This window comes from Streptosporangium sp. NPDC000509, from assembly GCF_042898365.1.
Classification (GTDB): domain Bacteria; phylum Actinomycetota; class Actinomycetes; order Streptosporangiales; family Streptosporangiaceae; genus Streptosporangium.
On sequence record NZ_JBIAYX010000007.1, the window covers coordinates 208,728 to 234,588 of the forward strand.

The window sequence follows — 25,861 nt, forward strand, 5'->3', positions numbered from 1 at the left end:
TTGGAGGCCGGTCGGTCGATGGATCGGCCCCGGCGGGAGGTGCTCACCTCCGTCGTCTCCGTCAGTCGACGATGATCTGGAAGTTGAGCGGTCGGCCTCCGGGGAACGCGACCCGCCCGGAACCGTCCATCATCTTGAACCGCACGTAGCACAGGCCCGGGTTTCTCGGCGTGGTGATCTCGGTCCGGATGTCGACGATCTCTCCGGGTCGGGTGTCCTTGATCGGTACGTCGGAGATGGTCTGGCATTGATCGGGCTGCTGCGGGAGGTCGAGGCGGCGCAGCGTGTATCCCTTCCATGGCACGGTCCCGGCGTTCTTGATCCGCCACACCTTGGTCCTGGTCCGGCCGGGGCCGACGCTCGTGCAGTCGGGGAGCGTGATGTCCCCGATGAACACCGCGGAATCCCCTTCGTTCGCGGGCGGATCGTACGGCGGGTTGGTCGGGACCACCGGGCAGTCGGTCGCCGCCAGCAATGCCTTCGACGGGCTGCCCGACGGGGCCGGGCCGCGATCGTCGTTCCCGGAGTCACGGTTGACGGCCACCGCGATGAGGACCGCCGTCCCCACACCGACGGCCGCCGTCGCGAGCGCCGCCGCTGCCGGGCGGGGCAGCCGGAATCGCCCTCGGCCTCGGGGGGTGTGGGAGACCTGCCGGGCGTCACCCACGATCTCGCCGGGCGGTGGCGGCGGAGTCGTCGTGGGTACGGGTGCCTGAGTCTCACCGGCCGCCGGTGGAACGTACGACCCGACGACGATGCGCATGGAGCGATCTTCCGCGGCTGCCGCGGTTTCAGGGGTCGCCGCGGCTTCCCCGGCCTCCGGGGCGGGGACCGCGAGCCCACCGGGCGGACCGGCCACCGGGGGGCCGACGCGGTTCGCAGGATCTCCGGCGCTCACCGACCTGACCGCCAGGTTCGCCCTCTCCCAGCGTTCGCGGTACGCGGCCGGGTCCGCGCCGCACGCCTTGACGAACTCGACGGTGGTCTCCCAGCTCGGGAGCCGGTTGCCTTTCGTGGCTTCGTGCAGTGTCGTGTGCGAGATCGCCCCCGACCGACCGGACATCTCCCGAAAAGGTGGGTTGCCGACAGATTTGCGAAGTTCTCGCAGAGCCGCCGCGAAGCCCTCGATCGCCTTCACCCGTGCAGGCATGTCATCCACCGGAGTGAAGCTAACAGCGCCCACGGTGTTTACTCAAGCTTGACCCCACGGCGACGGGGGAAGTAAGGCGGCCGGTCTCGATGCCGCTCAACACCAGGTACGGGCGGCACAACGTGGTCCGGCCGTCCCGCTCCTCCTGCCGGATCGGCTCCCGTCGATCGGGGCATCACTCCTACGCCCCGGCGCACCGGTGGCGTACCGAACCGGCGCCGCCTTCACCGAGCCGGCCGCGTCAGGGGCGAGCCTCGTCGTACGGAACCTGGGTGGTACGGGACGACCTGAGGAGGAATCCGGCCGCGGCGGCGGTGAAGAACATCAGCACGCCGTAGGTGGCGGCGGGGATCGCCATCTGGGTGTTGTTCAGCAGCGTGAGTGCGACCGCGATGGACAGCGTGGCGTTGTGGATGCCGATCTCCATGCAGGAGGCGACGGCCTGGCTGTGCTCGATCCTGGCCAGGCGCGGCACCCAGTAGCCGATGGCCAGGCTGATCACGCTGAACAGCAGTGTGATCAGGCCGACCGAACGGATGTAGTCGCCGAGGTTGTCCAGCTCCTGCAGCAGGGCGCCGAGGATCACCAGGACGAGGATGACGGCGGAGGCGATCTTCACGGGGGTGTTCATCCGCTCGGCGAAGCGCGGCACCCACGCCCGGACCGCCATGCCGATCGCGACGGGGACGAGCACGATCGCGACCACCTGGACGGTCTTGTCGAACTGCAGGCCCAGCGCGGCGGAGTCGGCGGCGAAGTAGTTCAGCGACAGGTTGGTGACCAGCGGCAGCGTGACGACGGCGAGCACGGAGTTGATCGCGGTGAGCGTGACGTTGAGCGCGACGTCGCCGCCGAACAGGTGACTGTAGAGATTCGCCGTGGTCCCGCCGGGAGAGGCGGCCAGGAGCATCATGCCCACGGCGAGCGCGGGCGACAGGTCGAAGGCGAGCACCAGGCCGAAGCAGATCACCGGCAGCAGCAGGACCTGGCAGGCGAGCGCGACCACGGTGGCCTTGGGATAGGCGGCGACGCGGCGGAAGTCGGCGATCGTGAGGCTCAGACCGAGACCGAACATGATGATCGCGAGGGCGATGGGCAGGAAGACACCGGCAAGGGCCATGGGGGGTGGTCCTCTTTCCTCTTTTTTCCTCGGATTTCCTGGGACGTCTCCTCGGGGCGGGGCGAAGTCGGCGTGGCGGGAGCCGGTCATCGCGGGCGACGCCTGCGCGGCGTCCGCGATGTCACGGAAGATCGGGGAAGGTGACCGCGCCCACTCCCGCGGAGACGGTACGGACAGGGGGCACGGTGCGGGGTGGGTCCAATGATCACTCACATCTCGGGATAACGCCAGGAAAGAACCCAGATCTAACCGGATGCGCGTTCAAGTAGTGATCGTTCGATTTCGCGGGCCGGTTCTCACTTCATCCGGCTTCGGTGAGACGGGGAGGGATCGAGATCGCCGTGCGGAAAGACCTGACGAGACGCGCGGTTCGTCGCCTTACCGGTCGGTGTTGTCCGGAGTAGCCGGAGCGTCGGACTGCTCGGTCGGCTTGATCGGCTCGGGCGACTCCGGTGACTCGGATGACTCGGGCGGCTTGATCAGCTCGATCGGTTCGGGCGGCAAAAGTCGATCTTCAATCACGGTTGCCATGACGAGGCCCACCAACGTCATGATCGCTAGAACTGATCCGAACAAGATTCCTCCCAGCACCGGCCCCATATCTCCCCCAACAAGCCATATGTGCTGCTTCCCTCACATATCAGGATTATTCGGACACGGTTCGTGAAAATAGGGCTGTTCGACTTACCGGATCAGGACCAAAGTCCTTCGGCGCATGTCAGAAAGGTGATCATGACGTGATGGCCGCGTACGCCGGCCGTCGTGGGCCGCATCGGTAGGCCGGGAGGTCGTCGCTCGGGTACGTTGGGGCCGATGAACGATCAGCACGCGGGCCGGTCGCGTGGGAGGCCGGTGGTCGCCTCTCTCGTCGGCCTGGTCCTCGCGATCTCCGGCTGCGCCACCTCGCAGAGCGCCGCCTCACAGGATGCCGCCGCACAGGGCTCCACCTCCCAGGGGACCTCCCCGAACACCGCCTCCCAGGACACCGCACCGGACTCCGCCTCCCAGGGCGCCCCCTCGGGGAGCACCGCCCCACCGGCCGCTCCCGGCCAGGAGACGGCGTCACCGGCGGAGGAGTCCTCGCAGCAGACGCCGCCCGCGGGTCAGGTGCCCACCCCGCCCTCCCCGAAGGCGGCGATCCCCACCGACCCGGCGCGACTGGCCCGTTCCCTGGCCACGACCACCGCGGAGCTCCGGCGCGCCATCGACGACTGGCGGCGCGACGGCGATCCCGGCAAGGGAGAACCCCCCGAGCCGGTGGTGCTGCTCGCCCTGCACCAGCAGCGGATCTACCGCTACCTCGTCCTCAACCCGCAGGTCGCCGCCCGCACCTACGCCAAGCTGCCGAAGGCCCTGGCCGGGCAGGCGAAGGACAACGTGACGGCCGGCCGGGATCTGCGCTCCCTCGTCCGGCCCATCAGCGGGGCGGTGAAGTTCCGTGTCCAGCCGCCCAAGCCCGCCGACTTCCTGCTCGGTCACTTCCGGTACGCCGAGCGGCGGTTCGGCGTGGAGTGGGAGGTGCTGGCGGCGGTGATGTTCGTCGAGACCAAGTTCGGCCGCGTACGGTCACCGAGCCACACCGGCGCCAAGGGCCCCATGCAGTTCATGCCGAGAACGTGGGACGCCTACGGAATGGGCGGCGACATCCAGGACACCCGCGACTCCCTGCTCGCCGCGGCGAACTATCTTCGCGCGTCGGGGGCACCGCGCGACTACCGGCGCGCGCTGTACGCCTACAACCACTCCCAGGCGTACGTCAACGCGGTGCTGCTGCACGCGCGCCAGATCAAGCAGGACATCAGAAACTACTACGCCTACTACAACTGGCAGGTGTTCGTGGTGACCACCCGTGGAGATCGCCGCCTCACCGGCCCCTGACCTCGCCCCCGCGCCGCGCACCCCGCGCCATATGCCCGTGCCGGACGCGGGTCTTCACGGTGACCGTCCGTGGAGACCCCTGTCCTTCACGGACCGTGCCCCGCACCGCGTACCGGTGCGGATCTTCGAGCCCTGGGAGCGCGGAGAGTGCCTCACTCCGGAGGGAGCAGGTCGGCGACGGCCTGTTCGATGTCGTCGCGCACCTCGAAGTGGGACAGCAGGCCGGTACGCAGCAGCAGGTGCGCCAGCCCGTCGGGGAGGCCCACCAGGACGAGCCGGCCGGTGGCGGTGTCCTGGACGCGCTGCCGGGTCTGAGCCAGCACCCCCAGGGCGGTGGAGTCGTAGAAGGCCAGCTGCGACAGCTCCAGCACGAGGCGGGGGCCGTCGCTCATCGCCCAGACCTCGCCGACGTGTTGGGCGAGCGTGGACGCGGTGATGAAGTCCAGGTGCCCGCCGACCTCCAGCACGCTGCAGTGCCCCCGATGGGTCGCCCGTACCCACAGCGCCTGACCGTGGTGATCCACTCAGTCCTCCCTGACCCCGTACCGTTGGTGGACCCCCGCGATACCCCGATCAACAGCGGCGATACCCTCCACCACGGTTTCAAACCCGCGGGGGTCCCACGATCAGGGGTTCGGCGGGCGCCACATCGGATACATCGGCGGGCCACCGGGCATGAGGATCGGGTCGCCGAGGTCCTGATAGCCGTGGCGCAGATAGAGCCTGCGGCTGTCGAGGCTGCTCGCCTCCAGGTACGCCGGTGTCCCCTCCTCGTCGAGCCCTCGGTGGTACTCCTCGAGCAGCCGGGTCCCCGTCTTCCGCCTCTGGTGCCCGGGAAGCACGGCGAGGAACGCCAGATAGTGGTGCGGGTCGTGGGGGTGGCGTTTGTCCATCTCCTCCCCCATCAGTTCGATGCGCTCGGCGTGGGGACCGGCGAACGACTCGACCCGAGCGGTCCGGTCGGGGATCTCCGGAAGCGGCTCGACCCCCTTGTGGAACCACACGGCGACGGCGGACATGTCGGCCGTCGCGAGGACCTCGCCGTGGACGAGGGCGCTCTCGCTGGTCATGGCGAAGAAGGGGGGCATCACCCGGCGGCGGTCGTCGTCCGACGGGATCATCCAGGCGGAGATCTCCTGCTCGTGGAAGGAGGTGGCGATGATCGCGCCGATGGTCTCCGCGGCTCCCGGCGTGTTCGGGACGCGAATGATCTCGGTCATTCGTTCCCCTTCACGGCCGCCTGGGCGCCGAGCCCGATGTTGGCGTACACGTTCGGCTTGCTGGACCGCAGGGCGAGCCCCCACATGACGCCGAATCCCGCGGCGACGAAGTAGATGGCGGGCATGATCCAGCGGAGCGGGGAGTCGGAGGCCACGCCGAGCACGGTGTCGAAGTTGAGCATGACGAGCACGATGACGACGAACAGCAGGACGGAGGAGATGACCGGGGCGATCCGGGTCCGCCAGGCGTTCTCCGGGGCGGGATTCCTGGCGAAGTAGGCGAATACCGAGACCGAGGTGGCCGCCAGCATCATGAGCAGTCCCAGGCCGCCGAACGATCCGACGGTGAAGAACAGCTGGATGACGGGGTCCAGGCCGAAGAACGCGTAGATGACGATCGTGGCCAGTCCGATGATGCTCTGCGCCACCGAGCCGTTGACCGGGGCACCGGTCCGCGGGGAGGTGCGGCCGAAGGCCGCGGGCAGGACCCGCTCCCTGCCGAGAGCGAAGATGTAGCGGGAGATCGTGTTGTGGAAGGCGATCAGCGCGGCGAAGAGGCTCGTCACGAACAGGAGGCCGCCGAGGGTGGCGATGGTCGCCCCGAGGTGCTGCCCGGCCAGGTTGAACAGGAGGTTCGAACTCTGCTCGCGGGTGGCTTCGACGATCTTGTCCGAGCCGACCGGCACGGTCATCGCCCACGACGACAGGGCGTAGAGGCCGGAGATGACGGCGAGCGCGATGTAGGTCGCGATCGGCACCGTGCGCCTCGGGTCCTTGGTCTCCTCGGAGAACACCACCGACGACTCGAAGCCCGCGAAGGAGGCGATGCAGATCGCGACCACCGCTCCGATGCCAGGGACGAAGAGGTTCGCCGGGTTGAAGACGTCGAGGCTGTAGCCGGAGGCCGCCGGGTTGATCAGGTCGGCGATGTCGAACAGCACGACGATGGCGATCTCTGTCAGCAGCAGGACCGAGAGCACCTTTCCGTTCACGTCGACCCGCATCAGCCCGAGCACCCCGGTCAGCACCCAGGCGACCAGCCCGATGACCCACCAGGGCGGGGAGCTGCCGAACCAGTCGGCGATCAGCGGCTCGCCCGCCGCGCCGATCATGCCGTAGAGGCCGACCTGGAGCGCGTTGTAGGCGAGCAGCGCGACCCAGGCGGTCGCCACTCCCAGCGGCCGGCCGAGTCCTTTCGCGGTGTACGCGTAGAACGCCCCGGCGTTGACGACGTATCGAGCCATCGTCACGTACCCGACGGCGAACAGGCCCAGGATGGCTCCGAGCAGGATGAAGGCGAGCGGGACGCCGATCACGCCGGTCGCGGCGTACGCGGCGGTCACCGAGCCGCCGATGACGGTCAGCGGCGCCGCCGCCGAGATGACGAAGAACACCACGGAGGGTACGCCGAGGCGGTCCTGGGCGAGCGCCTCGGAAACGGCGCTCACCCTGCGTTCTGTCACGGACATGGGGGGATTCCTTGCGGTGAGGGGGGTGGGGGTTCAGCGGCGGCTGATGACGGCGTCACCTACGGCAGCCTCGGTCTGGGCGATCAGTTCCTGGAGCGGCGCCGGGAGGGCGGCGATCGCGTCGGAGAGGTAGCCGGGGTTCTGCTCCCACAGGACGAGCCGGTTGCCGCCGGTCGCGACGAGCAGTCCCAGCAGGACGCCGTCCTGGACGTTGAGTGGCTCACGGCGCTGGATCGCGAGGTTGACGCGTCCCGCCGGCCATCCCGCGACGTTCACGTCGACCGGCACCCGCTTCCGCGACGGGCGCCTGCCGGGCGGGCGCAACAGCCCGTCGTCGACCATCCGGGCCGCCACGTCGGCGAGTGCCGTACGGGCGAGGAAGTGCAACCAGGTACGGAAGCGATGCGAGGGTTCGGCGACGATGTGCTCCAGGGCGGTCCCGGCGACCCGGTCTCCGGGCGGCGCCTCGTCGAGGACGACGAGTTGCACCTGTCCCGCCACCAGTCCCACGGTTATCCGTCCGGCGAGCATCAGTTCTCCCAGAATGGCTGCGGCCAGTCCTAGATCGGTCAGGCGGGCATGAAGCCGCATCCGGCCGGTCGCGTTGTCATGCATGACAAAGAACAGGTCGTTGCCCAATCGGGTTCCTGAAAGATCCACTCCAACCACGAACGGCGATCGTATAGGTAAATCGTTAAATTTGTCATTACGTGAACAAGGTTCTGGCACCCGACACGGATCGGATCGGCAAAAACTAAAGAAACGGACATATGACCAACAACCCCCAGCTGCGCCAAGGGGTGTATCGAAAGAACGGACGAATCCAAGAATTTACATATTTTTGGTCACCGGGGACGGCGGCAGGGAGGCAGAGGGATCCGAGGCCCCGAAGCCGGAGAATGCCCTGTTCAGCAGGCTCAAGAAAGCGCGATCTTGCAAATCCCGGTGAATCCCCGCGAATCATCACGGGGTTTGATACGGGCGTTTTTCGAAGTTTGGGACCGACGTAATGCCGTCCCGGCTTCCACCGCCCACACGGCAGTGGTATCGGGCGGCGTACGCATCCGCGCCGAGTCCGAAACCGTGCCCGGCCACCTCGCCGTTTCACGCGTTCAGCCCGCCGACACCACCGTTCGCACGTGGTATCGACGGGCTGAACCGTTTCAGTGCCGCACTTTCCGGGCGGCTTCAAGGTGGCGCTTTCAGCAACCCCGGGCCGCGAAGGCGAGGAACTTGGTGACCTCGTTGCTGTCGAAGTTGTCGTCGGAACCGATCACCAGTGTGCACTCGCCGTTGCGCAGGCGCGGCCCCCAGGCGAGGCTCTCCAGGTTCTGCACCGGCGGCCGCACCGTGCTGAGGTCGGAGACGAGACGCTTCGAAACGGGGCGGTACGGCTGTCCGCCGACCAGACTGTCGCGGGTCAGCACGTTCGTGGCACCGCGCAGGTCGATCTCGTACAGCTTGGCCCTGTAGTTGACACCCTCGATCCAGGAGCGCTCAAGGGCGAGGTAGCGGTTCTCGTCGATCGCCAGGATCTCCGAGACCCCGCTGTCCGACTTGCCGTTCGCCGGGACCGGTGCCGCCGGGAGCTTGTCGATCGGGTAGGCGTACTGGCCGCGCGGCCGGCCGTCACGGCCCCACACGGTGATGCGGGCCGTGGCGCCCTTGTCGACGGTCGGCAGCGGACCGTCCTCATACCTCGGCCCCTCCGTGATGGCCGCGATGCTCCTCTCCGTGAAGGTGAGCCCCTCGAACCCGAAGTTGCGCCGGGGGCCGTTCTCGGTGGAGGTCATCTTCAGGTTGCGGGGAACCGCCAGCTCCCCGAGGTAGCGGCCGTCGGCGCCGCTCCAGCGGACGGACATATCGGACACCGGGATGTTGGGATTCTCCGCGTCGGGCCGGTCGCCCTCGTTGGCCCACAGCAGCTTGCGGCTCCACCGGTCGTAACGGATCGCCTCGGGATCGGCGGACCTGGGCCGGCCGTAGGCCGGGTAGGGGCTCCCGCCGGGGCGCCGCAGGGTGGTGACCCCGGTGAGGTTCACCCCGGTGAACGCTCCGGTGACCGGGTGGATGTCAAGACGGCCGGTGTAGAAGCGCGCCGGGTTGTAGCGCCACCGGTCGTCGGAGACGAAGTACCAGGTGCCGGTGCGCGGGTCACGGTCGAGACCGGAAAGGCCGCCGACGGTGGTTCCACGGAAGCGCATCTTGTGCGGCAGGCGCTGCTCGCCGAGGAAGCGGGTGATCCGGAGCCCCTGCGGCGGAGCGGCGACCTCCGCCGCGGGCTGTGCGGCCACTGTCGAGGGGTGCGCGACCGCCGCCGACGCCTGCGCGCCGACGGCCCCGAGGCTGACCGCCGTCGCGAGTGCGGCCGCGAGTGCCGTGATTCTTCGCGAATTGGCCATATGACTCTCCTCTTCCCAGAAATGATCCCGAAAGAACTGGCTGGAATATGAGACCGCGGTTGGCGGAAAATTTCCACGAGAATCAACGATTCAATGCCCAATGGCCGCTTAATGACAGGACAGAACAAACCATTTGTCATGCATTTTCGGTCACCAAGTCGGCGATCGGGCGAGGCATTTCAAAGTGTGCGGACCCGGGCGTCCGCGACATCGTCCTACGGGCCGCTCGCATCCCGAACGCGCACGTACGGGCCGCTCGCGCCTCGAACACGCACGCTCACGGGGTGTCCGGCGTGCGCAGCCCTCACGACCGAGGTGGCGTCCGCCGAGCGGAAGGCGCCCGTACGGTAGCGGCGTACACCATTTCTCCGCCCTTCTCAGTGTGTGAATCACACCGAATTGGATGGCGATCGCCCTGTCACGGCACGGAGAAGGGGTGGTGGTGCACGAAATCCAACTCCGGGGTTTATCCACCGATAACGACAACGCGCGAAAGAACGCACCGCGCCGGGGGTTGATCTCCTCCGCCGGTGTCTCCGCCCTGGCCCCGGGGTGAAGGGCGGGGGTTGGGCGAGCGCCAGGCCGGAAAGCTCGACCCTCTGCCCTGAGAGGACAGAGGTGCTTCGGGTGAGGCCGACCTTTGGCCACCGGCGGACGGATGGATGATCGGCCGGTGGACGCGCCGTACGGTCCCGCGCTCACCGAGGACGAGCCGACCCGTTCGGCGACCCGGCATGCGAGGACGGCGCCGGTTCGCGGAGGATGCCGCACCGATTCGCGGAAGACGTCTCGCCGGTTCGCGGAAGACACCTCGCGAGCCATTGCCAAAATCTGTTTTTACGTACAAAATTTGTTGTGTCATGAGAGACGTCCTGTACCTGGAACAGATCGAGCAGGCCGAGGCCCTGCTCAAGCCGCAGCGCATCGAGGTGCTGCGGCAGCTCGCCGAGCCGCGCTCGTGCACAGAGGTCGCGGCTCTGCTCGACCAGACCCCGCAGCGGGTCTACTACCACGTCAAACGCCTGGTCGAGGCGGGTCTGGTGACCCAGGTGAGCGAGCGCAGGGTGCGCGGCATCCACGAGGGCGTCTACCAGGCGAGCGCCCGCTCCTACTGGCTCTCCCCCCGGCTCGTCGGCCGGATCGGCCTGCGCCCGACCGGGAACGAGCTGGGTCTGGGCTACCTGCTGGACCTCATGGAGGAGGTCCAGGCCGACATCGGCGCGCTCGACAGGACCGCGCCCGAGCTGCCGTCCGTCGGCGTGTCCGGCGAGATCCGCGTGCTTCCCGAGCGGCGCCAGGAGTTCCTGAACGACCTCCAGGCGGCACTGCAAGACCTTTTCACCCGTTACGGCGGCGCCGAGGGGGACGCCTTCAAGCTCGCCGTCGCCTGCTACCCCAAGGGAGAACCCCGTGAGTGATCCGATGAAGCTGAGCGCGCGGGTGGCCGCACCGCTCAAGGAAGTCCACCACGCCCTGACCGACCCGGGCGAGCTGCGCGTCTGGCTGGCCGAGCACGCCGAGGTCGAGCTGCCGCACCGGTACGAGTTCTGGGGACGCCACACCCCCGAGGGGGACGCGCCCCACCAGCGCCCGCTGCACGTCGACGACCACACGCTGCGCTTCTCCTGGCTGCTCGGCGGCGAGGAGACGACCGTCGAGATCACCCTGGAGGAGGAGAGCGCGGAGTCGACCGTCGTGTCGCTGACGCAGACCCACTTCGACCGGGAGACCGCGCTGGCGGAAAGCGGCGTCCTGGGGATGGTGCAGACGTTCTGGTGCCTGTCGATCGCGAACCTGGTCGACCACCTGGAGGGCCGGGAGCTCACGCCGAAGACCGACTTCACCTCCCCCGTCATGCGGGAGCGGCTCGTCATCGACGACTCGCCGGAGGCGGTGTTCGACTCGCTCGTCGACTCGGAGAAGTTCAGCACGTGGTTCGGCTACAGGATCGACATCGAGCCGTACGTCGGCGGGCGGTTCGCGATGGGCGGCTTCGAGGCCGACGGACAGCCCGCGAAGATCGTCGAGCTGGAGCCGGGCCGCAATCTCACCCTGGAGTGGCCGGGTCTCGGTCTCGTCACCTGGGAGCTGGAGGGCTCGGGCGGCGCGACGCGCCTCACCTTCATGCAGAGCAGCTTCAACGAGAAGAAACCCCCGTACGCCGGGTGGATGGGCTGGCTCAGCGGCCTCGCCGAGCTGCGCCGCTTCCACGAGCTGAGCGACTGGCGCTCGATCTGGCTCGCCCCGAGCGCCGACTCCCCGGAGGCGGCGACAGTGAGCGACTGACCGCGCACGCGCGCCCCCGGCCCTCTCCGCGTCCGGCGCTCACCAGCACATGACGGCCGCCTGGCCGGGGCCCCAGCAGGAGTGGACGCGGGCGCGAAGGACGTAGCGGCGGTCCCTGCGCAGGTGGACGCGCAGGGACGCGTTGCGCGGACGGCCTCCGTCGTCGTCACCCGCCAGGTAGCGCAGGTCACCGCCGACCTCCTCGAACAGCACCAGCACCGTGTCGCACTCGCCGAAGACACCGACGGCGTAGTCGCGGGTCGCGCGGGGGATGATCGTGAAGTCTCGCTGTTCCCCCGCCCCGGCGCCGAGCGGGGCGGAGCGGAACGGCGGCAGTTCGGGGGGCGGCTCGGCGCCCGGGGGCGGATACCAGCGGCGGGCGAACGCGGCGTCGAGTGCGGAGACGGTGCCCGGTGGCGCGACCCCCGCCCGGTAGCACGGCGGCTCCAGGATGAGCCCCGGGCCGAACCGGTATCCCATCACGGACAGCGGATCCCATACCGGGCCGTTCGCCTCGCTCTCGTCGAGCCTGCGGATGACGTTGTGGAACGTCCGCGACCTGGGCCAGAGGTTCGGCGGTCCCGCGAAGTCCTCGTAGACGGCCTCCTCGTCCCACAGGATGCCCGAGTACGGGCTCTGGTGCTCGTGGGCCATGCCGATGACGTGGCCGATCTGGTGCAGCACGGTGCCCCTGCCCGACGCCCCGGTGAGGTCCCAGCCGAAGTTCGTCGTGCGGGAGGCGATGCCGACGCGGAGCGCCTCGCGTCCCACGGCCGACCACGATCCGGCGTCCCACCGGAACCCGATCCGCAGCTCCGCCTCGCTACGTTCGGCGACCTCGGCGAACTCCAACCCGATGCCGAGGTCCTTCCACTCCTGGAAACCTCGGCGCACGGCGTCACGCTGCTCGCCGCCGGAATGCCCGCCGTCGTGTCTCCCGTCCAGGAAGCAGTAGTGCAGGACCGTACCGTTCAGCCACACCCGCCGCCCCGAGAGCAGGGCCGCGCGTCGCCTCCCGTGGAGCCCTTCCGGCGGCGCGGGGGCAGGGTACGCGGGAAGCGAGCAGTGCCGGACGCGCTCGCCGGCGCCCGCCCTCATCGGCGTTCCCGTGGCGTGGAGGCCCCGGCCCCCGGACGTGAGGAGGAGATCAAGGAAACCGTGTCCACATGCCACGAGACTGGAGACGGAACCCCTGACGCGCATGAGTAGGGGGTACTCAATTCGACGTGTATCACGGACGGGGAACCCGGCTCATACAGCTGTGAGAAACCCACGGTCCCCCTGGCCGTTCACGGCCAGGACTGAGGAACTCGATCTCGTACGGCGAAACCTGGCGGCCGGCCGCCGGGGCGTCGTCGTGACCGGCGCGGCGGGGAGCGGCAGGAGCCGCCTCGCCGCCGAGGCCGTCCCCGAGGCTGTGACCGCCCGCGCGAGCAACCCCGTGGGCAACCTTCCGATTCACCCTCTGGCCACATCTGTGACCGACCCCGTCGAGGCGCTGGAGAGGGTACGCGTGCTCGTCGTGGACGACGCCCACCTCCTCGACGACTCCTCGGCCGCGCTCGTCCTCCGCCTCGCGCTCAGGGGGCGTACCCGCCTGCTCGTCACGGTCAGGGAGGGGGAACCCGTACCGCGGGACGTCTCCCGGCTCTGGGAGGAGGGCCTCCTGCCGCGCATGACACTCGCCCCCCTGACGGAGAGCGAGTGCGCGGAACTGCTCTCCCGGGCCGTGGGCGGCTACGTGGACGCCCTCACCGTCCGGCGCCTGTACCGGGCGAGCCGTGGCGACCTGCGACTTCTGCGCGAGCTGGTCGTCGCCGTCCACGCCGGAGGGGATCTGAGCCACGTGTCTGGCACGTGGACCTGGCGCGGAGTTCCTCCGATGACGGCGCGCGCCAGGGAGTTGGTGGAGGAGACCATCCGCGACGTCGGCGGGGACGAACGGGAGGTACTTGAGCTCATCGCATCGGGCAGGCCGCTGAAACTCGTCACACCCGGCGCCGGGGTGACCTGCGGCGTCCTCGAACGCCTACGAGCGAGAGGGCTGGTCACCATGGACGACCGGCTCTCGATACGGCTCGTCCACCCGCTGCACGGCCCGGTGCTCCGAGCCGCCGCGGAACGCCGCGGGGCGGGCGACCCGTCCGGCACGCGACGGCTCCTCCCCACCCCGGCCACGACGCTGGAGGCCGAGTGCGAGGAACTCGCCGTACGCGCGTACTCGGGAAGGCTCACAGGGATCCCCTGCGGCGCCGGCGAGCGGATGGCCGAGGACGACACCGGCTGGGACGAGCCCGCGATGCCGGAGTTCTGCGCGCGGCGGGCCCGCGTCGCCCGGCTGCGCGGGGAGACCCGCGAGGCCATCGCCTGGAGCCGCGAAGGACTGCGCCGCTCCCCCCACCACCGCGCCTGCCTGGCCGAACTCGCGCACGCCTCCGCCTACATCGGCGACCTGACGACGGCGCGGCAGGCCCTGTCGCGCGGTCCGGCCCCCCGAGGAGACGCGCGGAGGCGCACGAGCGAAGACGCGCGGAGGCGCATGGACGGAGACGTACGGACGCCCATGAGCGAAGACCTGTGGACGCGCAGGGGTGAAGACGCGCGGACGGGCATCGGCGGAGGCGTGCGGACACGTATGTGGCTCGCCACCGAGCGGGCACGGACCTGGACGCTCGCCGCCGAAGGAGACCTCGACGGTGCCCTGCGGTCCGCGCTGCGCGCCGCCGGGGACGACCCGCTCGAAGACGACATGTTCGCCCTGCACGACGTGGCTCGACTCGGCACCCCCGAACTGGTCGTCGACCGGCTCGCAGACCTCGCCGACCGTGCCGAGGGAGACCTCGCCCCCCTGCTGGCTCGGCACGCCCGCGCGCTGGCCGGGCGCGACGGGGAGGCGCTGGACAAGGTGGCGCGGGGTCTCGCCGATCTCGGCCTGGCGCTGTACGCGGCGGAGGCGTTCGCGCACGCGGCCCTCGTCCACGACGACCGGCGCGCCTCACAGTCCTCCAGGAACCGGGCCGCCGCACTGGCGGGAACGTGCCAGGGGGCGCGCAGCTCCGCCCTGGTCAACCTCGCGCTGCCGAAGCTGACCGCACGCCAGCGGCAGATCGTGAGCCTCGCCGCGGCGGGCCTGACCAACCGGCAGATCGCCGAGCAGCTCACGGTGTCGATCCGTACGGTGGCCAACCACCTGTGCGACGCCTACGCGCGGCTCGGCAGCAGCGACCGCGCCGACCTGGGAAGGCTCTTCACCGTTGGCTGACGCGGAGACCGGACCGGGCACGCCGGGCGACCCGGCCGGACGGGCACGTCAGGCGCCCCGGCCGGACGGGTGTCCGGGCGTGCCCGTCCCGTGCGAGCCCGACCGGGTGACCGGACGCCGAGGGGCGCCCGTCCAAGAGAGTCCGGAGCCCACCCGACCGAGGTCTTCAGGCCGCGCCGATGGCGGAGAAGGACCAGCCGGTCGCCCGGTTGAGCGCGTCGCCGGGCATCGCGAGCCGCGCGTCGCGCAGGGCCTCGGCCATGCTCAGGCCGCGCCGCAGCCCCTCGTGCAGGGCGAGCATCAGCGGAACCACGGCCTCGTCGTCGACGGGCACCGAGCTCGCCACGATCCCGGCCGTGCCCAGCGGCAGCAGCGCCGTGGCGAGGCCGAGCAGCTCGTTCGCGCCGACCGGCTGCAGCCTGCCGGAGTCGCAGCTGGACAGGACGATCCGGTACGGGGCGCTGTGCAGCCGTTCGAAGTCGTGAACGGTGAGCGGGCCGTCGTCCATCCTCAGGGAGGAGAACATCGGGCTGTCGGAGCGGAAGGTGCCGTGCGCGGCGATGTGGGCGAGCCTGCTGCCGTCGAGCGCCGCGAGTACGGCGGGGGCGAGCGCGGTGCCCTCCTCCAGCACGGTCGCCTCTCCGTAGCGCGCGGCCAGCAGCGGGACCTCGGCGCCGCCCGTCGCGAGCCCCGGCCCTCTCACCAGTACGACCCGCTCCCTGGACGGCGACGGTTCGATCCGCCGGGCGCGGAGCCAGGCGCTCGCGGAGGGCGAGACGCTCAGCACCCGCTCGCCCAGCGCCGGCAGCAGCGCCCAGGGGACGCCGTGCAGCCTGCCCGGCGGTACGACGACCACGGGGCCGTCCCCGAGGTGGCGTACGGCGGGACCGAGCAGCGACTCCTGGAGGCGGCGTCCGCCCGCTTCGAGGACGGGCAGTCTGTCCTCCGAGCCCCCGTACGCGATCCGTCTGAGACCGGCGCGGGCGTGGTCGGCGTCGATCGCCGCGTCGGCGAGCCGTCCCGCGGCGAACCTGCGCACCCGGCCCCGGCCGCAGAGCAGGACGTGCAGCTCGCCGTCGACGGCGACGATCTCGATCAGCCATCCGTCGCCGAGCCCGTCGAGCAGCGGGCCCGCGTCGAAGCGGTGCCCGTCGAAGCCGCCCGCGCTGCGGGTGCGGAGCGTCCGGGCGCGGATCTCCTTTTCCAGCCTCCGCTGTTCGCGTTCCAGCGCGGGGGCCGGCACGCCGCCCGGCCTCGCCGTGTCGATCCGGCTGCTGATCTCCCGGAAGGCCGTCACGTCGCGCAGCAGCTCGGGATCGTCGGGTGGACGGGTGGGCGGGACCGCGAGCACGGTGGCGCGCCAGCGTTCGCTCCAGTCGAGGAAGCGGCGAGGACCGCCCCGCGCGAGGGTGGCCCGCTGCGCGAGTACGGCCAGCTCGGCCCCCTGCGCGGTCGCCCGCGCCCGCAGCTCCGAGGCGCCCAGGGTCATCCTGTGCTCGTCCAGCAGGTCGAGCCCTCGGCGGCAGGCGTCCAGCACGCCGCGCGTACGTCCCGCCGCGGCGGCTCTGAGCGCCTGGGCCACCCAGCCGTCCACCCGGGCGAAGGCGGGGCCGCGCGCCCTGGTCCTGGCGGCGGCGGCGAGGTGCCGTTCGGCGTCGGCCTCCCAGCCGAGGGCGAGGGCGGTGCGTCCGGCGAGCAGCGAGGCCTGGACCGCCTCGGGGGAACGCAGCTCCGCCAGCCGCAGGGCGACCTCGGCGGCGTCGCGCACCGAGCGGCCGGAGACCTTTCCCGCCGCGAACCTGGCCTGGACGAGCACGAGCCGGGCGTGGGCCTGCCACCAGTCGCGGCGCTGGCTGGAGAACAGCCGGATGGCCGCGCTCGCGCGGGCGATCGCCGCGTGCGGCTCGCCCGCCGCGATCGCGGCCCGCGCGGCGATGAGGAGGAGTTCGGCGCTGCGGGTCGTCTGACCTCCCATCCGGTTCAGCTCTTCGGTGGCGGTGTCGGCCTCCTCCAGCGCCTCGCGGGCCAGTCCCGCCGCCAGCAGCACCCCGCACCGGCGGATGTGCAGGACGAACATCGGCGTGCCGAGGGCCTCGTAGCGGCGCGCGGCCTCGTCGAAGAGACGCAGCGCCGCCGGCAGGTCGCCGGACCTGAACGCCGCCAGCCCCCGGCTCTCCACCGCGTCGGCCTTGTCGTGCTCCTGGTCGGTGGTCTCCCACAGCCGCTCGGCGGCGACGAAGTCGGCCTCGGCCCGCTCGACGGATCCCATCGCGAGGTGGACGGTCGCCCTGAGCGTGAGCGCCCGCGCGGTCCAGATCGTGTCCTGTGCCCTGCGCAGGGCGGGAATGGCTTTGCGCAGGTCGTCGAGCGCCTCGCGGTGCCCGCCGAGCACCCACCAGACGTAGCCTCGGCGAAAAAGCACGCGGGCGCCGGTGATTCCGCTGCCCCTCTCGACGGCCGTCTCCAGCGCCGCCAGCCCCTGCCGGGTGCGGCCCGCGTGGATGAGGGCGGCTCCCAGGGTGGCGAGCACGTCCGCCTCGCGGTTGGCGGAGCCCGACCTGGCGGCGAGGGCGCGGGCCTTCCTCAGGTGGCCGATCGCCGCCGTGAGGTCGCCGAAGTCGCGTTGCCAGATGCCGATCACCTGGTGGGCGACGGAGGCGTCGTGCGGGGAGGGGGAGTCGGAGAGCACGGCCCGCGCTCCGGCCAGCGCGTCCGCCGGGCGGGCGAACACCAGGGGCAGCAGATCGAGAGGGTCTCCCGCAGGCCGCGGGATCCGCGAGCTTCCCCCGGTCACGGATCGATGTTAGACGTGGTGTGTTCAGGGCGTCCATGCCGCGGAGCCCTCCCCGAGAACACCCCCCGTCCAGCTCCGGACTTCACCCTCCGTATCGGGCAATTCGCTCGTCCGTGCCGGGTGACTCCCCCGGTTCGTATCGAGCGGATCGCTCGGAAGGTGTATCAGTGAGGCATCCGGTGGCTCTTAACCCATGGCGACGTCAGGACATCTGCGAAACAGGATGGCGAGTATGGCACCAGACAGGTTCCAGGAACAGTTCGACCAGATCCAGGACGCCATGGGAGAGGTGGTGCTCGCGGCGGGTTTCGAGGGGTCACAGCCCATGTTCCTCTACGAGAAGGGCTACGTCCTCGCCCGCGTGGAGGACGCCGACGAGGTCGCCTCGACGGTGAGGAGAGCGTTCGCCAGGGATCGCGGCGACCGGGACGCGGGCGTGCGGGTGGAGCGGGAGGAGAGTCCCGGCGGCGTGCTCAGGATCCGGGTCGGGGAGCCCGACAGGAGTGAGCGCTTCGCCGACCGGGACGTGTCGGACGCGCTGAGGGCCGTCGAGGACCTGGAGCGCGAGAACAGGCGCCGCATGGTGTCCAGGAACCACATCGTCTCCATCGCGGTGAACTGCTGCCCCGGCGACGAGCCGGTGCCGATCTCCCGGTGCGAGTCGCCCAACCCGGCGGTGGCCGAACTCGCCGACGAGGGGGGCGCGCCGGTGTCGGTCCTGGTGGTCGACACCGGGCTGGTGGAGAACTACCGCTCGCACCCCTGGATGCACCGCGTCGTGGGCGAGGGCAAGGAGATCGAGCTCGACGACGAGGGCATCCTCAAGCAGTACGTCGGGCACGGCACCTTCATCGCCGGGCTGGTCAGCGCCGTCGCGCCCAACACCGACGTCACGGTGCACGCGACGCTCGTCAACGCGGGCGCGATCAGCGAGAAGGCGCTGGGTGACAAGCTGCTCGGGGGCATGCTGCCCGAGGGGAGGTGGCCCGACATCGTCAACCTGTCGGCGGGGACGCCGAGCACCGGCGCGGAAGCGCTCCTCGGGCTCGAACGCTTCATGGACACGCTGATGGGTCACCCCGAGACGCTGCTCGTGGCGGCCGCGGGCAACAACGGCAACGACGTGAGGTTCTGGCCCGCCGCCTACGCCGACCACCCCGACTACGCCGGTGCCGTCGTGTCGGTGGGCGCCCTGAGGAAGGACGGCGCGGACCGCGCCTGCTTCAGCAACCACGGACCGTGGGTGACGACGTACGCGCCCGGTGAGCGCCTGGTGAGCGCCTTCACCGCGGTGGACCCCACTCCCGCGGCGTACGACTACCAGCACTCCACCTTCCCCGCCTGCAGATACGGCCGGCTGTACGACTGCACCTGCCAGTTTCCCCCGCACCGGGGCGAGCTCACCGAGAAGATGGCGTCGTCGCCGAACGCCATCCGCGAGCGCGTCGAGTTCGACGGCCTGGCGGAGTGGAGCGGCACCTCCTTCTCCGCTCCCCTCGTGGTCGCCATGATCGCCAATTACATGGCGCGGAACCCGGGGGTCGGCTCCCGGGAGGCCGCGGGAAGACTCCTGCGGGAAATCCCCGTCGGCAGGCTGTCCGGCATCACCACCCCGGCCCTCATCCCCGCCACCTGGACGCCACGGAGCGTACAAAGTGTCCCGGCCACGCCCTGAAAACCAGTGCGGGCGGATCGGTCCTGCGACGTACGATGACAGTCCAGAAAGCAAGGGGACGTCACCGTGGATCGAGACTCGATCGGCATCCTCTTCCGCGCCGCGGTGGACGGAGACGACGCCGCCGCGTGGAAATCCCTGGTGGAGGGCCTCAGCCCGCTCGTGTGGTCCGTCGTGCGCGCTCACGGGCTGAGGGACGCGGACGCGCAGGAGGTCTACCAGACGACCTGGTTCCGGCTCGCCCAGAATCTCACCCGGATCCGCGAACCGGACAAGGTCGGCGCGTGGCTGGCCAGCACGGCGCGCAACGAGTGCGTCAAGGTGATCAGGGCCGCCCGGCGGGTCTCCCCGAGCGACGACCGGGAGATGTTCGATCGCGTCGCCGACGACCGTACGCCGGAGCAGGCGCTGATCGACTCCGAGGACGCCGCCCGGGAGCGGGAGCGGGCACGGGCGGCCTGGCAGGCCTTCCAGGAGCTCGGTGAGAGCTGCCAGCGGTTGCTGCGGCTGCTCACGGCCTCTCCGCCGTTCAGCTACCAGGAGGTGTCGGCGACGCTCGGCATCGCCGTCGGGAGCGTCGGGCCGATCAGGCAGCGCTGCCTGCGACGGCTGCGCGTCCTTCTGGGCAGGAGGGGTTTCCAGTGAACCTCCCGAGCGGACGGGATGTCCGCGTGGACCTCCTCAGGTGTGCTTTCCGGGGGAATCTCTTCGGGCGTGCCTTCCGAACGAACCTCTTCGGGCCTGCCTTCCGGGCGGACCTTGTCAGGTGTGCCTTCCGAGTGGACCTCCTCGGCAGGCGAGGTTTCCGGGTGGACCTCCCGGGCGGACGGGGTTTCCGATGAGTGACGACGAGCTGGAGGCGGAGCTGCGCCGAGCCATCGAGCTGTTCGACCCCGTTCCCTCGCATCTCCTGCAGATCGCGGTCGAGGCGTACACGCTGCGCACGCTCGACGCCGAGCTGGCCGAGCTGGTCTTCGACTCCCTGAGCGGATCCTCGCGGGTGCGGGGGGAGCGGCAGCCGCGCATGCTCACCTTCCAGGGCGTGGGGCTCACCGTCGACCTGGAGATCACCGTGACCGCCGACGGCGGCCGGGTGGTGGGCCAGCTGATGCCGCCGCGTCCCCTTGAGGTCGAGGTCCTCGGAGGTCGTCCGGTCACGCTGACGGCCGACGACCTGGGCAGGTTCATCTACGACGACGTTCCCGCCGGGCCGTTCAGCCTCCGCTGCCGTCTCGGCGACGCGACGGTCGTCACCGAGTGGATCACCGTCTGACGGCGGCCCACCCCGTAGGTCGCGGGGCGAGGTTCCCCGCGTACGCCTGTGCGTGCCGCCGCCGTCTTCGCGGTGCCGGTCCCCCGGGTTTCGGTGCCCGGGTGCGGGTAATCGACCTGGTAGTCGAAGGGGGACCCATGAACGACCGCCGGACCATGCCCGAGCTGATGAGCGAGAACGATGTCGTGGACCTGCTGGTGCGCCAGCACGCGATGATCAGAGATTTGTTCGACGAGGTCGAGGAGGCACCCGCCGGGGCGCGGCGGGCCGAGGCCTTCCAGCGTCTCGTACGGATGCTCGCCGTGCACGAGACCGCAGAGGAGGAGATCGTGCATCCTTACGCGCGTCTCAAGATCAAGGACGGGGGCGAAATGATCGACGAGCGCCTCGCGGAGGAGAGGAAGGCGAAGCAGTTGCTCGTCGACCTGGAGGAGTTGGGCCCCAGGCATCCCGAGTTCTCCGGGCGTCTCCAGGTATTGCGTGCGACGGTGCTCGCCCACGCCCACGCCGAGGAGAGCCACGAGTTCGCCCAGCTGCGCGCCCGCACGAGCGTGGCCGAGCGCCGGGCCATGGCGGCCGGGGTGAAGGCGGCCGAGGCTCTGGCGCCGACCCATCCGCATCCCGGTACGGAGTCGATGATGATGAACCTGCTGTTCGGGCCGCCTCTCGCGATCGTGGACCGGACCCGCGACGTGATCCGCCAGGCCATGCGCGGCTCGGGCGGCTGAGCAGGGGCGGTCACGACCTCGGTGCCGCGCCCGCCTTTCGCGACAGGAGCGCTCACGACCTCGGCGCGGCACCCGCCTCTCACGGCGGGAGTGGTCACGACCTCGGTGCCGCGCCCACCTCTCGCGACAGGAGTGCTCACAACTTCGCCGCCGCGCCCGCCTCTCGCAGCGACGAGGCGCCGCGACGCCAGCGGCTCATGACGTGCTCGGCGAAGAGCCGATCCAGGGTGAGAGCGCAGGCCGCTCCGTACAGGACGTCACCGACCCGGGTGGGGTGCCGCGTCACGAACTCGCCGCACATGTCGTGCGCGGCGGCCTGCTCGCGGACGGCGTCGGCGTGTGCGTGCTCGTCGTAGAAACGCCTCGCGGCCTCGTCGCCGCCCAGCCTGCCCAGTCCCGTGGAGTAGCGACGGTTGGAGATCGAGGAGATCGTCTCGAACGCCGCCAGGTGACCGAGCAGCGCCCCGAGATGACGCCGGTGCAGACCGAACAGTGACATGGTGTTGGAGACCGCCAGCGTGATCGCCGGAACCCGGTCGAGGTAGGCGCCGTAGGAGTCGTCCAGGCCCAGGCCGCGCATGGTGACCCGAAACAGCTCCGAGCGCGTCCGCCTCGCGCTCCCCCCGCCGTACTCGTCCGCCTGGATCGCCGGCAGCGCCGCCTTGGGGCGGCCGTCCAGCCCGGGGATCGCCCAGGTGTGCGGGTCGGCCTCCCTGAGGTGGTGGATCGACCGGTGCGCGACGAACTCGCGGAACTGCTCCAGGTCGGCCTGCCCCTGGAGGAACCCGGCGAGGTCGGGCCCGTCGACGACCGTGCCCACGAGTTCGGCGAGGGCCTGGCGGGTCTGCTCGGGCCGCGAGGCGGGTGGGTACGGTATCGCCCGCGCCAGTCCTTCCTCGAACCGCGCCTCCAGGATCTCCCGCACCTCCAGGAGGGAAGGGCTCCACTCCCACCGGTCGTCCACCCCCGCGAAGCCCCGGTAGTGCAGCTCGTAACAGACGAAGAGCGCCAGTTGCACGTCCTCGTCCGTGAGGACGGGGCCCGCGAACCGGGCGGGGAACGACAGGAGTGGGAGCGAGAGGAGGCCGAAGCGGTGCGGTGGTCGCACCAGCCTCTCGAAGAGCATGGAGGTGATCGGGCCCCGCACGGCGGGCAGCGCCGGAGCCCTGCCGGGGAGTTGATCCTTCACCGCGATGCCGTCGTCGTGGACGTCGGCGATGCGCCGCCCGTAGTGAGCGGACGCGTCGAACTCACGCGCCATGCGTCCCCCGTTCGATACCCAGAGCGATCCGCTGCCCGGCCCGGAACCGGCGAAACGCCGCCAAGATCATTCTTTCCCCTCGATGAGCTGCGGAAACAGCGAAATACTCAGCTATTCCGTAGCCCTGAGGTACTCCTGCCGCCAGGAGGTCCGCCGAAGGCGGGCAGCGGATCGAGCGGGCGGCGGCCGGTGGAGCCACCGGTTCCGTACCGGTCGGCGGAGGCGGCCGGGATGTTCCACGATGTCGCGTGCGAAGCCCTGCCCGTGAGGGCGGTGCCCCACGGCGAGGTTCTCCTCGCGCGTCTCCGGGTGCGAAGCCCTGCCCTGAGGACGGTGCGGCGTCTTCGGCCGTTTCCGGCGGCGGAGAAGAAGTGATGATCCTCACCGAGAACCGGTGAAAACGCCGGTGAGAACATGGTGTTCCGGCGCGTGGGAACGGTGGAAGCGTCGGTCTCTCGGTACGGGAAGGTACGGTCGGCTCATGTCCGAGCGCAGCATGCCGCATGACCTCGCCGCCTGGGCGTGCCCCCACGGGCAGGACGCTCGCCGGGGTTGCACGACCTGCTACGAGGAGTCCACCGATCCCGACACGTCGCATCCCTACTGGGAGGTCGCCGCGTGGTTCACCACCTCACGGCCACTCCCGATCAAAACGCTCCAGGACGCGCATCATCACGATCGCCATTTCGCCCTCGACCAGCCGTCCACCCCGCTGGTCTACCTCCTGACGGGGCGCGCCCGCGCGAGCGACAGCGTGCAGGCGATCGCGGGCGTCGTCGGCTTCCTGATGCACAACCGGCACGTGGTGTCCGACTTCACCGTGACCGAGACCCGTGCCACCCGACGCTCTCCCGGCACTCCCAGCGCGCCCAACCCGACCCGCCAGACCGACAAGTGGCTCCAGGACCGGCGCCGCCCCGACGGACGCGCACCGTGAGAGCCCTCCCGCCGCGCCGCAGGTGAGCGCGCTGCGGATGAGCCGAGGATGACAAGGTACGGCGGCAGTCCCTAAGCTCGACAACACCATTGTCGAAACGTCGAGGCCAGGAGGAGAACATGGCGGCCGACCCTCCGGGCTTCGAGCTCCCCCTCCGGCTCTTTCTCGGCTTCCGGGTGCTCATCGACGAACTCCACGCGGAGCTCGCCCGCCAGGGGCATCCCGACATGCGGCCGATGCACGGTTTCGTTCTGCAGGCGATCGGCCCCGAGGGCACCACCGCGGTGGAACTCGGCCGGCGGCTCGGCGTCTCCAAGCAGGCGGCGGGCAAGACGGTCGACACCCTGGAGCAGCTGGGTTACGTCGAGCGCGGCTCCGACCCCGGCGACGCCCGCCGCAAGATCGTACGGCTCACCGAGCGGGGCGTCGACAGCCTCGTCCGGTCGGCGCGCATCTTCGAGGACCTGCGCGCGAGCTGGGCGAGGACTCTCGGCGAGGATCGGCTGCGTGCCCTGGAGTCCGACCTGCGCGCCGTGACCCCGGAGGAGGTCTTCCGCCTCGATGTCCCCGGCTGGTTCGGCGGCCACTGAACGTTCACGGGAGCGACGGGCGACGGGCAGCGGGACCGCGCGAGGCCGGTTCCGGCCGGTTTCAGGGAGGCGACTGCTCGCGGACGGCGGTTTCGAGATGCCGGATACGCGCGGACATCGGTTCAAGGCATGCCGTAAGCAGGCGCGGACGCCGATTCACGGGTTGTCGAAACAGACGGCTCAGGGGTGTCGAAACAGACGCGGACGGTGGTCCCGCCCTCCCCTGTGTGCACGCGGACCAGGTCTCCGAGGAGGTTGGTCACGAGCAGTCCCCGCGAGCCCCGCTGCCGGGAGTCGGCCGGGCGGCGTCCCGCGAGGGGGTCGACGATGTGGCCCGCGTCGCTGACGTCGAGGACGATCCGGCGGTCTTCCGTCCAGATCCGCAGGATCCCGGAGCCGCCCCCGTGTTCGATGCTGTTGGCGGCCAGCTCACTGGCGATCAGCCGCAGATCCTCCAGGCGCACCCCCGACAGGCCCGCCCGCTCGGCGTACCGGACGGCGAAGGCACGCACCCGCCACAGGTCCTCGCCGCCGAAGGGGAGAACGTCGGCGTCCTCCGGTTCCGGCAACGGCCCGCCGCACTTGCGGATGACGCGTTCCGGCGCGTAACCGGTGCTGGTACGCGGCCCCGAGCCGTCCACGAGAACGGGATGGGCCGCCTCGGCGAGCTCGATGATCTCGGCGTCCAGCCCGTCCAGGTCGTACGGGCACAGGATGACGGCGTCCCGCCCCGAGAAGGCGAGGTTGATCAGCGCCTCGTGCAGCAGGCACGCGTCGTGCTCCGTCCGCGGCCGGTCCGGCCAGACCGGTTCGCCGACGATGCGGACCCGGCGGCCTGGGTGGAGGTCGGCGAAGGCCCACAGGACGGCGGGGATGATGCGCCCGGGGTTACGGCCGACCTCCTCCATGTCGAGGAAGTGCACCTCGTCGGCCGCCTCGCCCAGCTCCGCCCGGATGAGTTTCAGGTTCTGTCCCGGCACGGCGACCGCGACCGGCTCTCCGGCCTCGACGCCCTCGCGGACGAAGGGCACCGTACCGTCCAGATACTGCCGGAAGCCCCGGTAGAAGAGTGCCGGATGGGCGAACAGCTCCACCCTGGCGGTCGTCGGCGCGTTCACGGCGTCTCCATTTCGATCGGGGAGGGTTCGGAGGCTTCCTGTTACTTTGTCAGCCTCCGGCTTCCTGCCGCCCTGTCAGCCTTCGGCTTCCTGCCGATGCGTCAGCCTCCCAGTCGTGACGGTCTGAGCGGGTTGTGGCCCACCTCCAGCAGCGCCCGTCGCCGGTCGTCGTCGTCCTCGTCGACCGTACCCTCGGCCAACGTGTCCTCGACGCGGTCGACGGCCTTGCGCATCGTCTCGATGTCGTCGGTGGTCAGGTCGGCCTTCCGCTTGCCGAGAACCTGGAGCACCTGACGCCCGAGCGGCGGCATGGCCGCCTCGGGGCTCACGGCGGCCGCGTCGTCCTGTGACGCCGAGGCCGACGCGAGCAGGAAGGCCCTCAGCTCCTCCGATGTCATGTTCACGACCTCGTGGAACTCCTGCCACACCAGGTCGAGGATCAGATCCGACTCTTCGGCCACCGTGCTCTCCTCTCATGCCGGGCCGGTAAGGCCACGCCCCGGACACGAACCGGCCACCGGCGCGGATCGGACCTCCCACGGGTGGAGGCGCGCGGCGGCGGGCGCACGGCCCGCCCTACCCCGGCTTCCGTCCCGTTAACACGCGGGCCGGGGTACGGGCGGGAAAAGAGCCCTGATGATCAAGTAAGCCGAGCCTTTCGGGCGGCGGTGTTCCCGGCCGTTACGGAAAGGCCCCGG

23 protein-coding genes are annotated in these 25,861 nt (G+C 70.4%); 10 read left to right on the forward strand and 13 right to left on the reverse strand.

Annotation, left to right across the window (positions count from 1 at the left end; all coding sequences use genetic code 11):
* Positions 1–61: 61 nt before the first annotated feature.
* The 3 genes from ACFY3D_RS15290 to ACFY3D_RS15300 all read right to left on the reverse strand — a co-directional run bounded on the left by ACFY3D_RS15290 (position 62) and on the right by ACFY3D_RS15300 (position 2,813).
* Positions 62–1,063: an NBR1-Ig-like domain-containing protein gene (locus ACFY3D_RS15290; protein ID WP_389979705.1), complete on the reverse strand. Its 1,002-nt coding sequence runs from the start codon at positions 1,061–1,063 to the stop codon at positions 62–64.
* Positions 1,064–1,391: 328 nt separating this feature from the next.
* Positions 1,392–2,270, reverse strand: a complete 879-nt coding sequence (locus tag ACFY3D_RS15295) for a bile acid:sodium symporter family protein (protein ID WP_389979708.1) — start codon at positions 2,268–2,270, stop codon at positions 1,392–1,394.
* Between the two features lie 378 nt (positions 2,271–2,648).
* Positions 2,649–2,813: a hypothetical protein gene (locus ACFY3D_RS15300; protein ID WP_389979711.1), complete on the reverse strand. Its 165-nt coding sequence runs from the start codon at positions 2,811–2,813 to the stop codon at positions 2,649–2,651.
* A 270-nt stretch (positions 2,814–3,083) separates the two neighbouring features.
* Between ACFY3D_RS15300 and ACFY3D_RS15305 the strand changes: the two genes are divergently transcribed.
* Positions 3,084–4,148, forward strand: a complete 1,065-nt coding sequence (locus ACFY3D_RS15305; RefSeq protein ID WP_389979714.1) for a transglycosylase SLT domain-containing protein — start codon at positions 3,084–3,086, stop codon at positions 4,146–4,148.
* Between the two features lie 152 nt (positions 4,149–4,300).
* Here the strand turns inward: ACFY3D_RS15305 and ACFY3D_RS15310 are convergent, their stop codons facing one another.
* The 5 genes from ACFY3D_RS15310 to ACFY3D_RS15330 form a co-directional block, all read right to left on the reverse strand.
* A complete protein-coding gene (locus tag ACFY3D_RS15310) occupies positions 4,301–4,672 on the reverse strand; it encodes an STAS domain-containing protein (RefSeq protein WP_389778817.1) in 372 nt (123 codons plus the stop codon).
* Between the two features lie 102 nt (positions 4,673–4,774).
* Positions 4,775–5,368, reverse strand: a complete 594-nt coding sequence (locus ACFY3D_RS15315; RefSeq protein ID WP_389979717.1) for a GNAT family N-acetyltransferase — start codon at positions 5,366–5,368, stop codon at positions 4,775–4,777.
* A complete protein-coding gene (locus ACFY3D_RS15320; protein WP_362904050.1) occupies positions 5,365–6,837 on the reverse strand; it encodes an APC family permease in 1,473 nt (490 codons plus the stop codon). The genes ACFY3D_RS15315 and ACFY3D_RS15320 overlap by 4 nt, the downstream gene beginning before the upstream one ends.
* A 33-nt stretch (positions 6,838–6,870) precedes the next feature.
* Entirely contained in the window at positions 6,871–7,566 is a 696-nt protein-coding gene (locus tag ACFY3D_RS15325) for a GPP34 family phosphoprotein (RefSeq protein WP_389979721.1), read from the reverse strand.
* Positions 7,567–8,039: 473 nt separating this feature from the next.
* Complete coding sequence (locus ACFY3D_RS15330; RefSeq protein WP_389979724.1) at positions 8,040–9,239, reverse strand: esterase-like activity of phytase family protein; 1,200 nt, start codon at positions 9,237–9,239, stop codon at positions 8,040–8,042.
* An 860-nt stretch (positions 9,240–10,099) separates the two neighbouring features.
* Between ACFY3D_RS15330 and ACFY3D_RS15335 the strand changes: the two genes are divergently transcribed.
* Positions 10,100–10,657 (forward strand): ArsR/SmtB family transcription factor, encoded by a 558-nt coding sequence (locus ACFY3D_RS15335; protein ID WP_389979727.1) that lies wholly within the window; start codon positions 10,100–10,102, stop codon positions 10,655–10,657.
* A complete protein-coding gene (locus ACFY3D_RS15340) occupies positions 10,650–11,525 on the forward strand; it encodes an SRPBCC domain-containing protein (RefSeq protein WP_389979730.1) in 876 nt (291 codons plus the stop codon). The genes ACFY3D_RS15335 and ACFY3D_RS15340 overlap by 8 nt, the downstream gene beginning before the upstream one ends.
* A 39-nt stretch (positions 11,526–11,564) precedes the next feature.
* Here the strand turns inward: ACFY3D_RS15340 and ACFY3D_RS15345 are convergent, their stop codons facing one another.
* A complete protein-coding gene (locus tag ACFY3D_RS15345) occupies positions 11,565–12,623 on the reverse strand; it encodes a M12 family metallopeptidase (protein WP_389979733.1) in 1,059 nt (352 codons plus the stop codon).
* A gap of 163 nt (positions 12,624–12,786) precedes the next feature.
* Between ACFY3D_RS15345 and ACFY3D_RS15350 the strand changes: the two genes are divergently transcribed.
* Entirely contained in the window at positions 12,787–14,787 is a 2,001-nt protein-coding gene (locus ACFY3D_RS15350; protein WP_389979736.1) for a LuxR C-terminal-related transcriptional regulator, read from the forward strand.
* A gap of 166 nt (positions 14,788–14,953) precedes the next feature.
* On the opposite strand, the gene ACFY3D_RS15355 is transcribed toward ACFY3D_RS15350, so the two are convergent.
* Positions 14,954–17,581 (reverse strand): CHAT domain-containing protein, encoded by a 2,628-nt coding sequence (locus tag ACFY3D_RS15355; RefSeq protein ID WP_389979739.1) that lies wholly within the window; start codon positions 17,579–17,581, stop codon positions 14,954–14,956.
* Positions 17,582–17,813: 232 nt separating this feature from the next.
* On the opposite strand from ACFY3D_RS15355, the gene ACFY3D_RS15360 reads away from it, so the two are divergent.
* The 4 genes from ACFY3D_RS15360 (at position 17,814) to ACFY3D_RS15375 (ending at position 21,257) form a co-directional block, all read left to right on the forward strand.
* A complete protein-coding gene (locus ACFY3D_RS15360; protein WP_389979742.1) occupies positions 17,814–19,256 on the forward strand; it encodes a S8 family serine peptidase in 1,443 nt (480 codons plus the stop codon).
* A 66-nt stretch (positions 19,257–19,322) separates the two neighbouring features.
* The gene (locus tag ACFY3D_RS15365; RefSeq protein WP_389979745.1) at positions 19,323–19,901 is read left to right on the forward strand and encodes an RNA polymerase sigma factor; all 579 of its coding nucleotides are present in this window, start codon (positions 19,323–19,325) and stop codon (positions 19,899–19,901) included.
* Between the two features lie 193 nt (positions 19,902–20,094).
* Positions 20,095–20,529 carry a hypothetical protein gene (locus ACFY3D_RS15370; RefSeq protein WP_389979748.1) on the forward strand — a complete coding sequence of 145 codons (435 nt, stop codon included), beginning with the start codon at positions 20,095–20,097 and terminating at the stop codon, positions 20,527–20,529.
* A 137-nt stretch (positions 20,530–20,666) separates the two neighbouring features.
* Complete coding sequence (locus ACFY3D_RS15375) at positions 20,667–21,257, forward strand: hemerythrin domain-containing protein (RefSeq protein WP_389979751.1); 591 nt, start codon at positions 20,667–20,669, stop codon at positions 21,255–21,257.
* Positions 21,258–21,393: 136 nt separating this feature from the next.
* Here the strand turns inward: ACFY3D_RS15375 and ACFY3D_RS15380 are convergent, their stop codons facing one another.
* Positions 21,394–22,518 (reverse strand): iron-containing redox enzyme family protein, encoded by a 1,125-nt coding sequence (locus tag ACFY3D_RS15380; protein ID WP_389979754.1) that lies wholly within the window; start codon positions 22,516–22,518, stop codon positions 21,394–21,396.
* Between the two features lie 481 nt (positions 22,519–22,999).
* Here ACFY3D_RS15380 and ACFY3D_RS15385 point away from each other — a divergent pair, with 481 nt between their 5' ends.
* Positions 23,000–23,455, forward strand: a complete 456-nt coding sequence (locus ACFY3D_RS15385) for a hypothetical protein (protein WP_389979758.1) — start codon at positions 23,000–23,002, stop codon at positions 23,453–23,455.
* Positions 23,456–23,574: 119 nt separating this feature from the next.
* Positions 23,575–24,045: a MarR family winged helix-turn-helix transcriptional regulator gene (locus ACFY3D_RS15390; RefSeq protein WP_389778797.1), complete on the forward strand. Its 471-nt coding sequence runs from the start codon at positions 23,575–23,577 to the stop codon at positions 24,043–24,045.
* A gap of 122 nt (positions 24,046–24,167) precedes the next feature.
* Here ACFY3D_RS15390 and ACFY3D_RS15395 read toward each other — a convergent pair whose 3' ends face one another.
* Both ACFY3D_RS15395 and ACFY3D_RS15400 read right to left on the reverse strand, forming a co-directional pair.
* Entirely contained in the window at positions 24,168–25,163 is a 996-nt protein-coding gene (locus ACFY3D_RS15395; RefSeq protein ID WP_389979761.1) for an anti-sigma factor RsbA family regulatory protein, read from the reverse strand.
* A gap of 101 nt (positions 25,164–25,264) precedes the next feature.
* Positions 25,265–25,624, reverse strand: a complete 360-nt coding sequence (locus ACFY3D_RS15400) for a DUF3140 domain-containing protein (protein ID WP_389979764.1) — start codon at positions 25,622–25,624, stop codon at positions 25,265–25,267.
* Positions 25,625–25,861 lie beyond the last annotated feature (237 nt).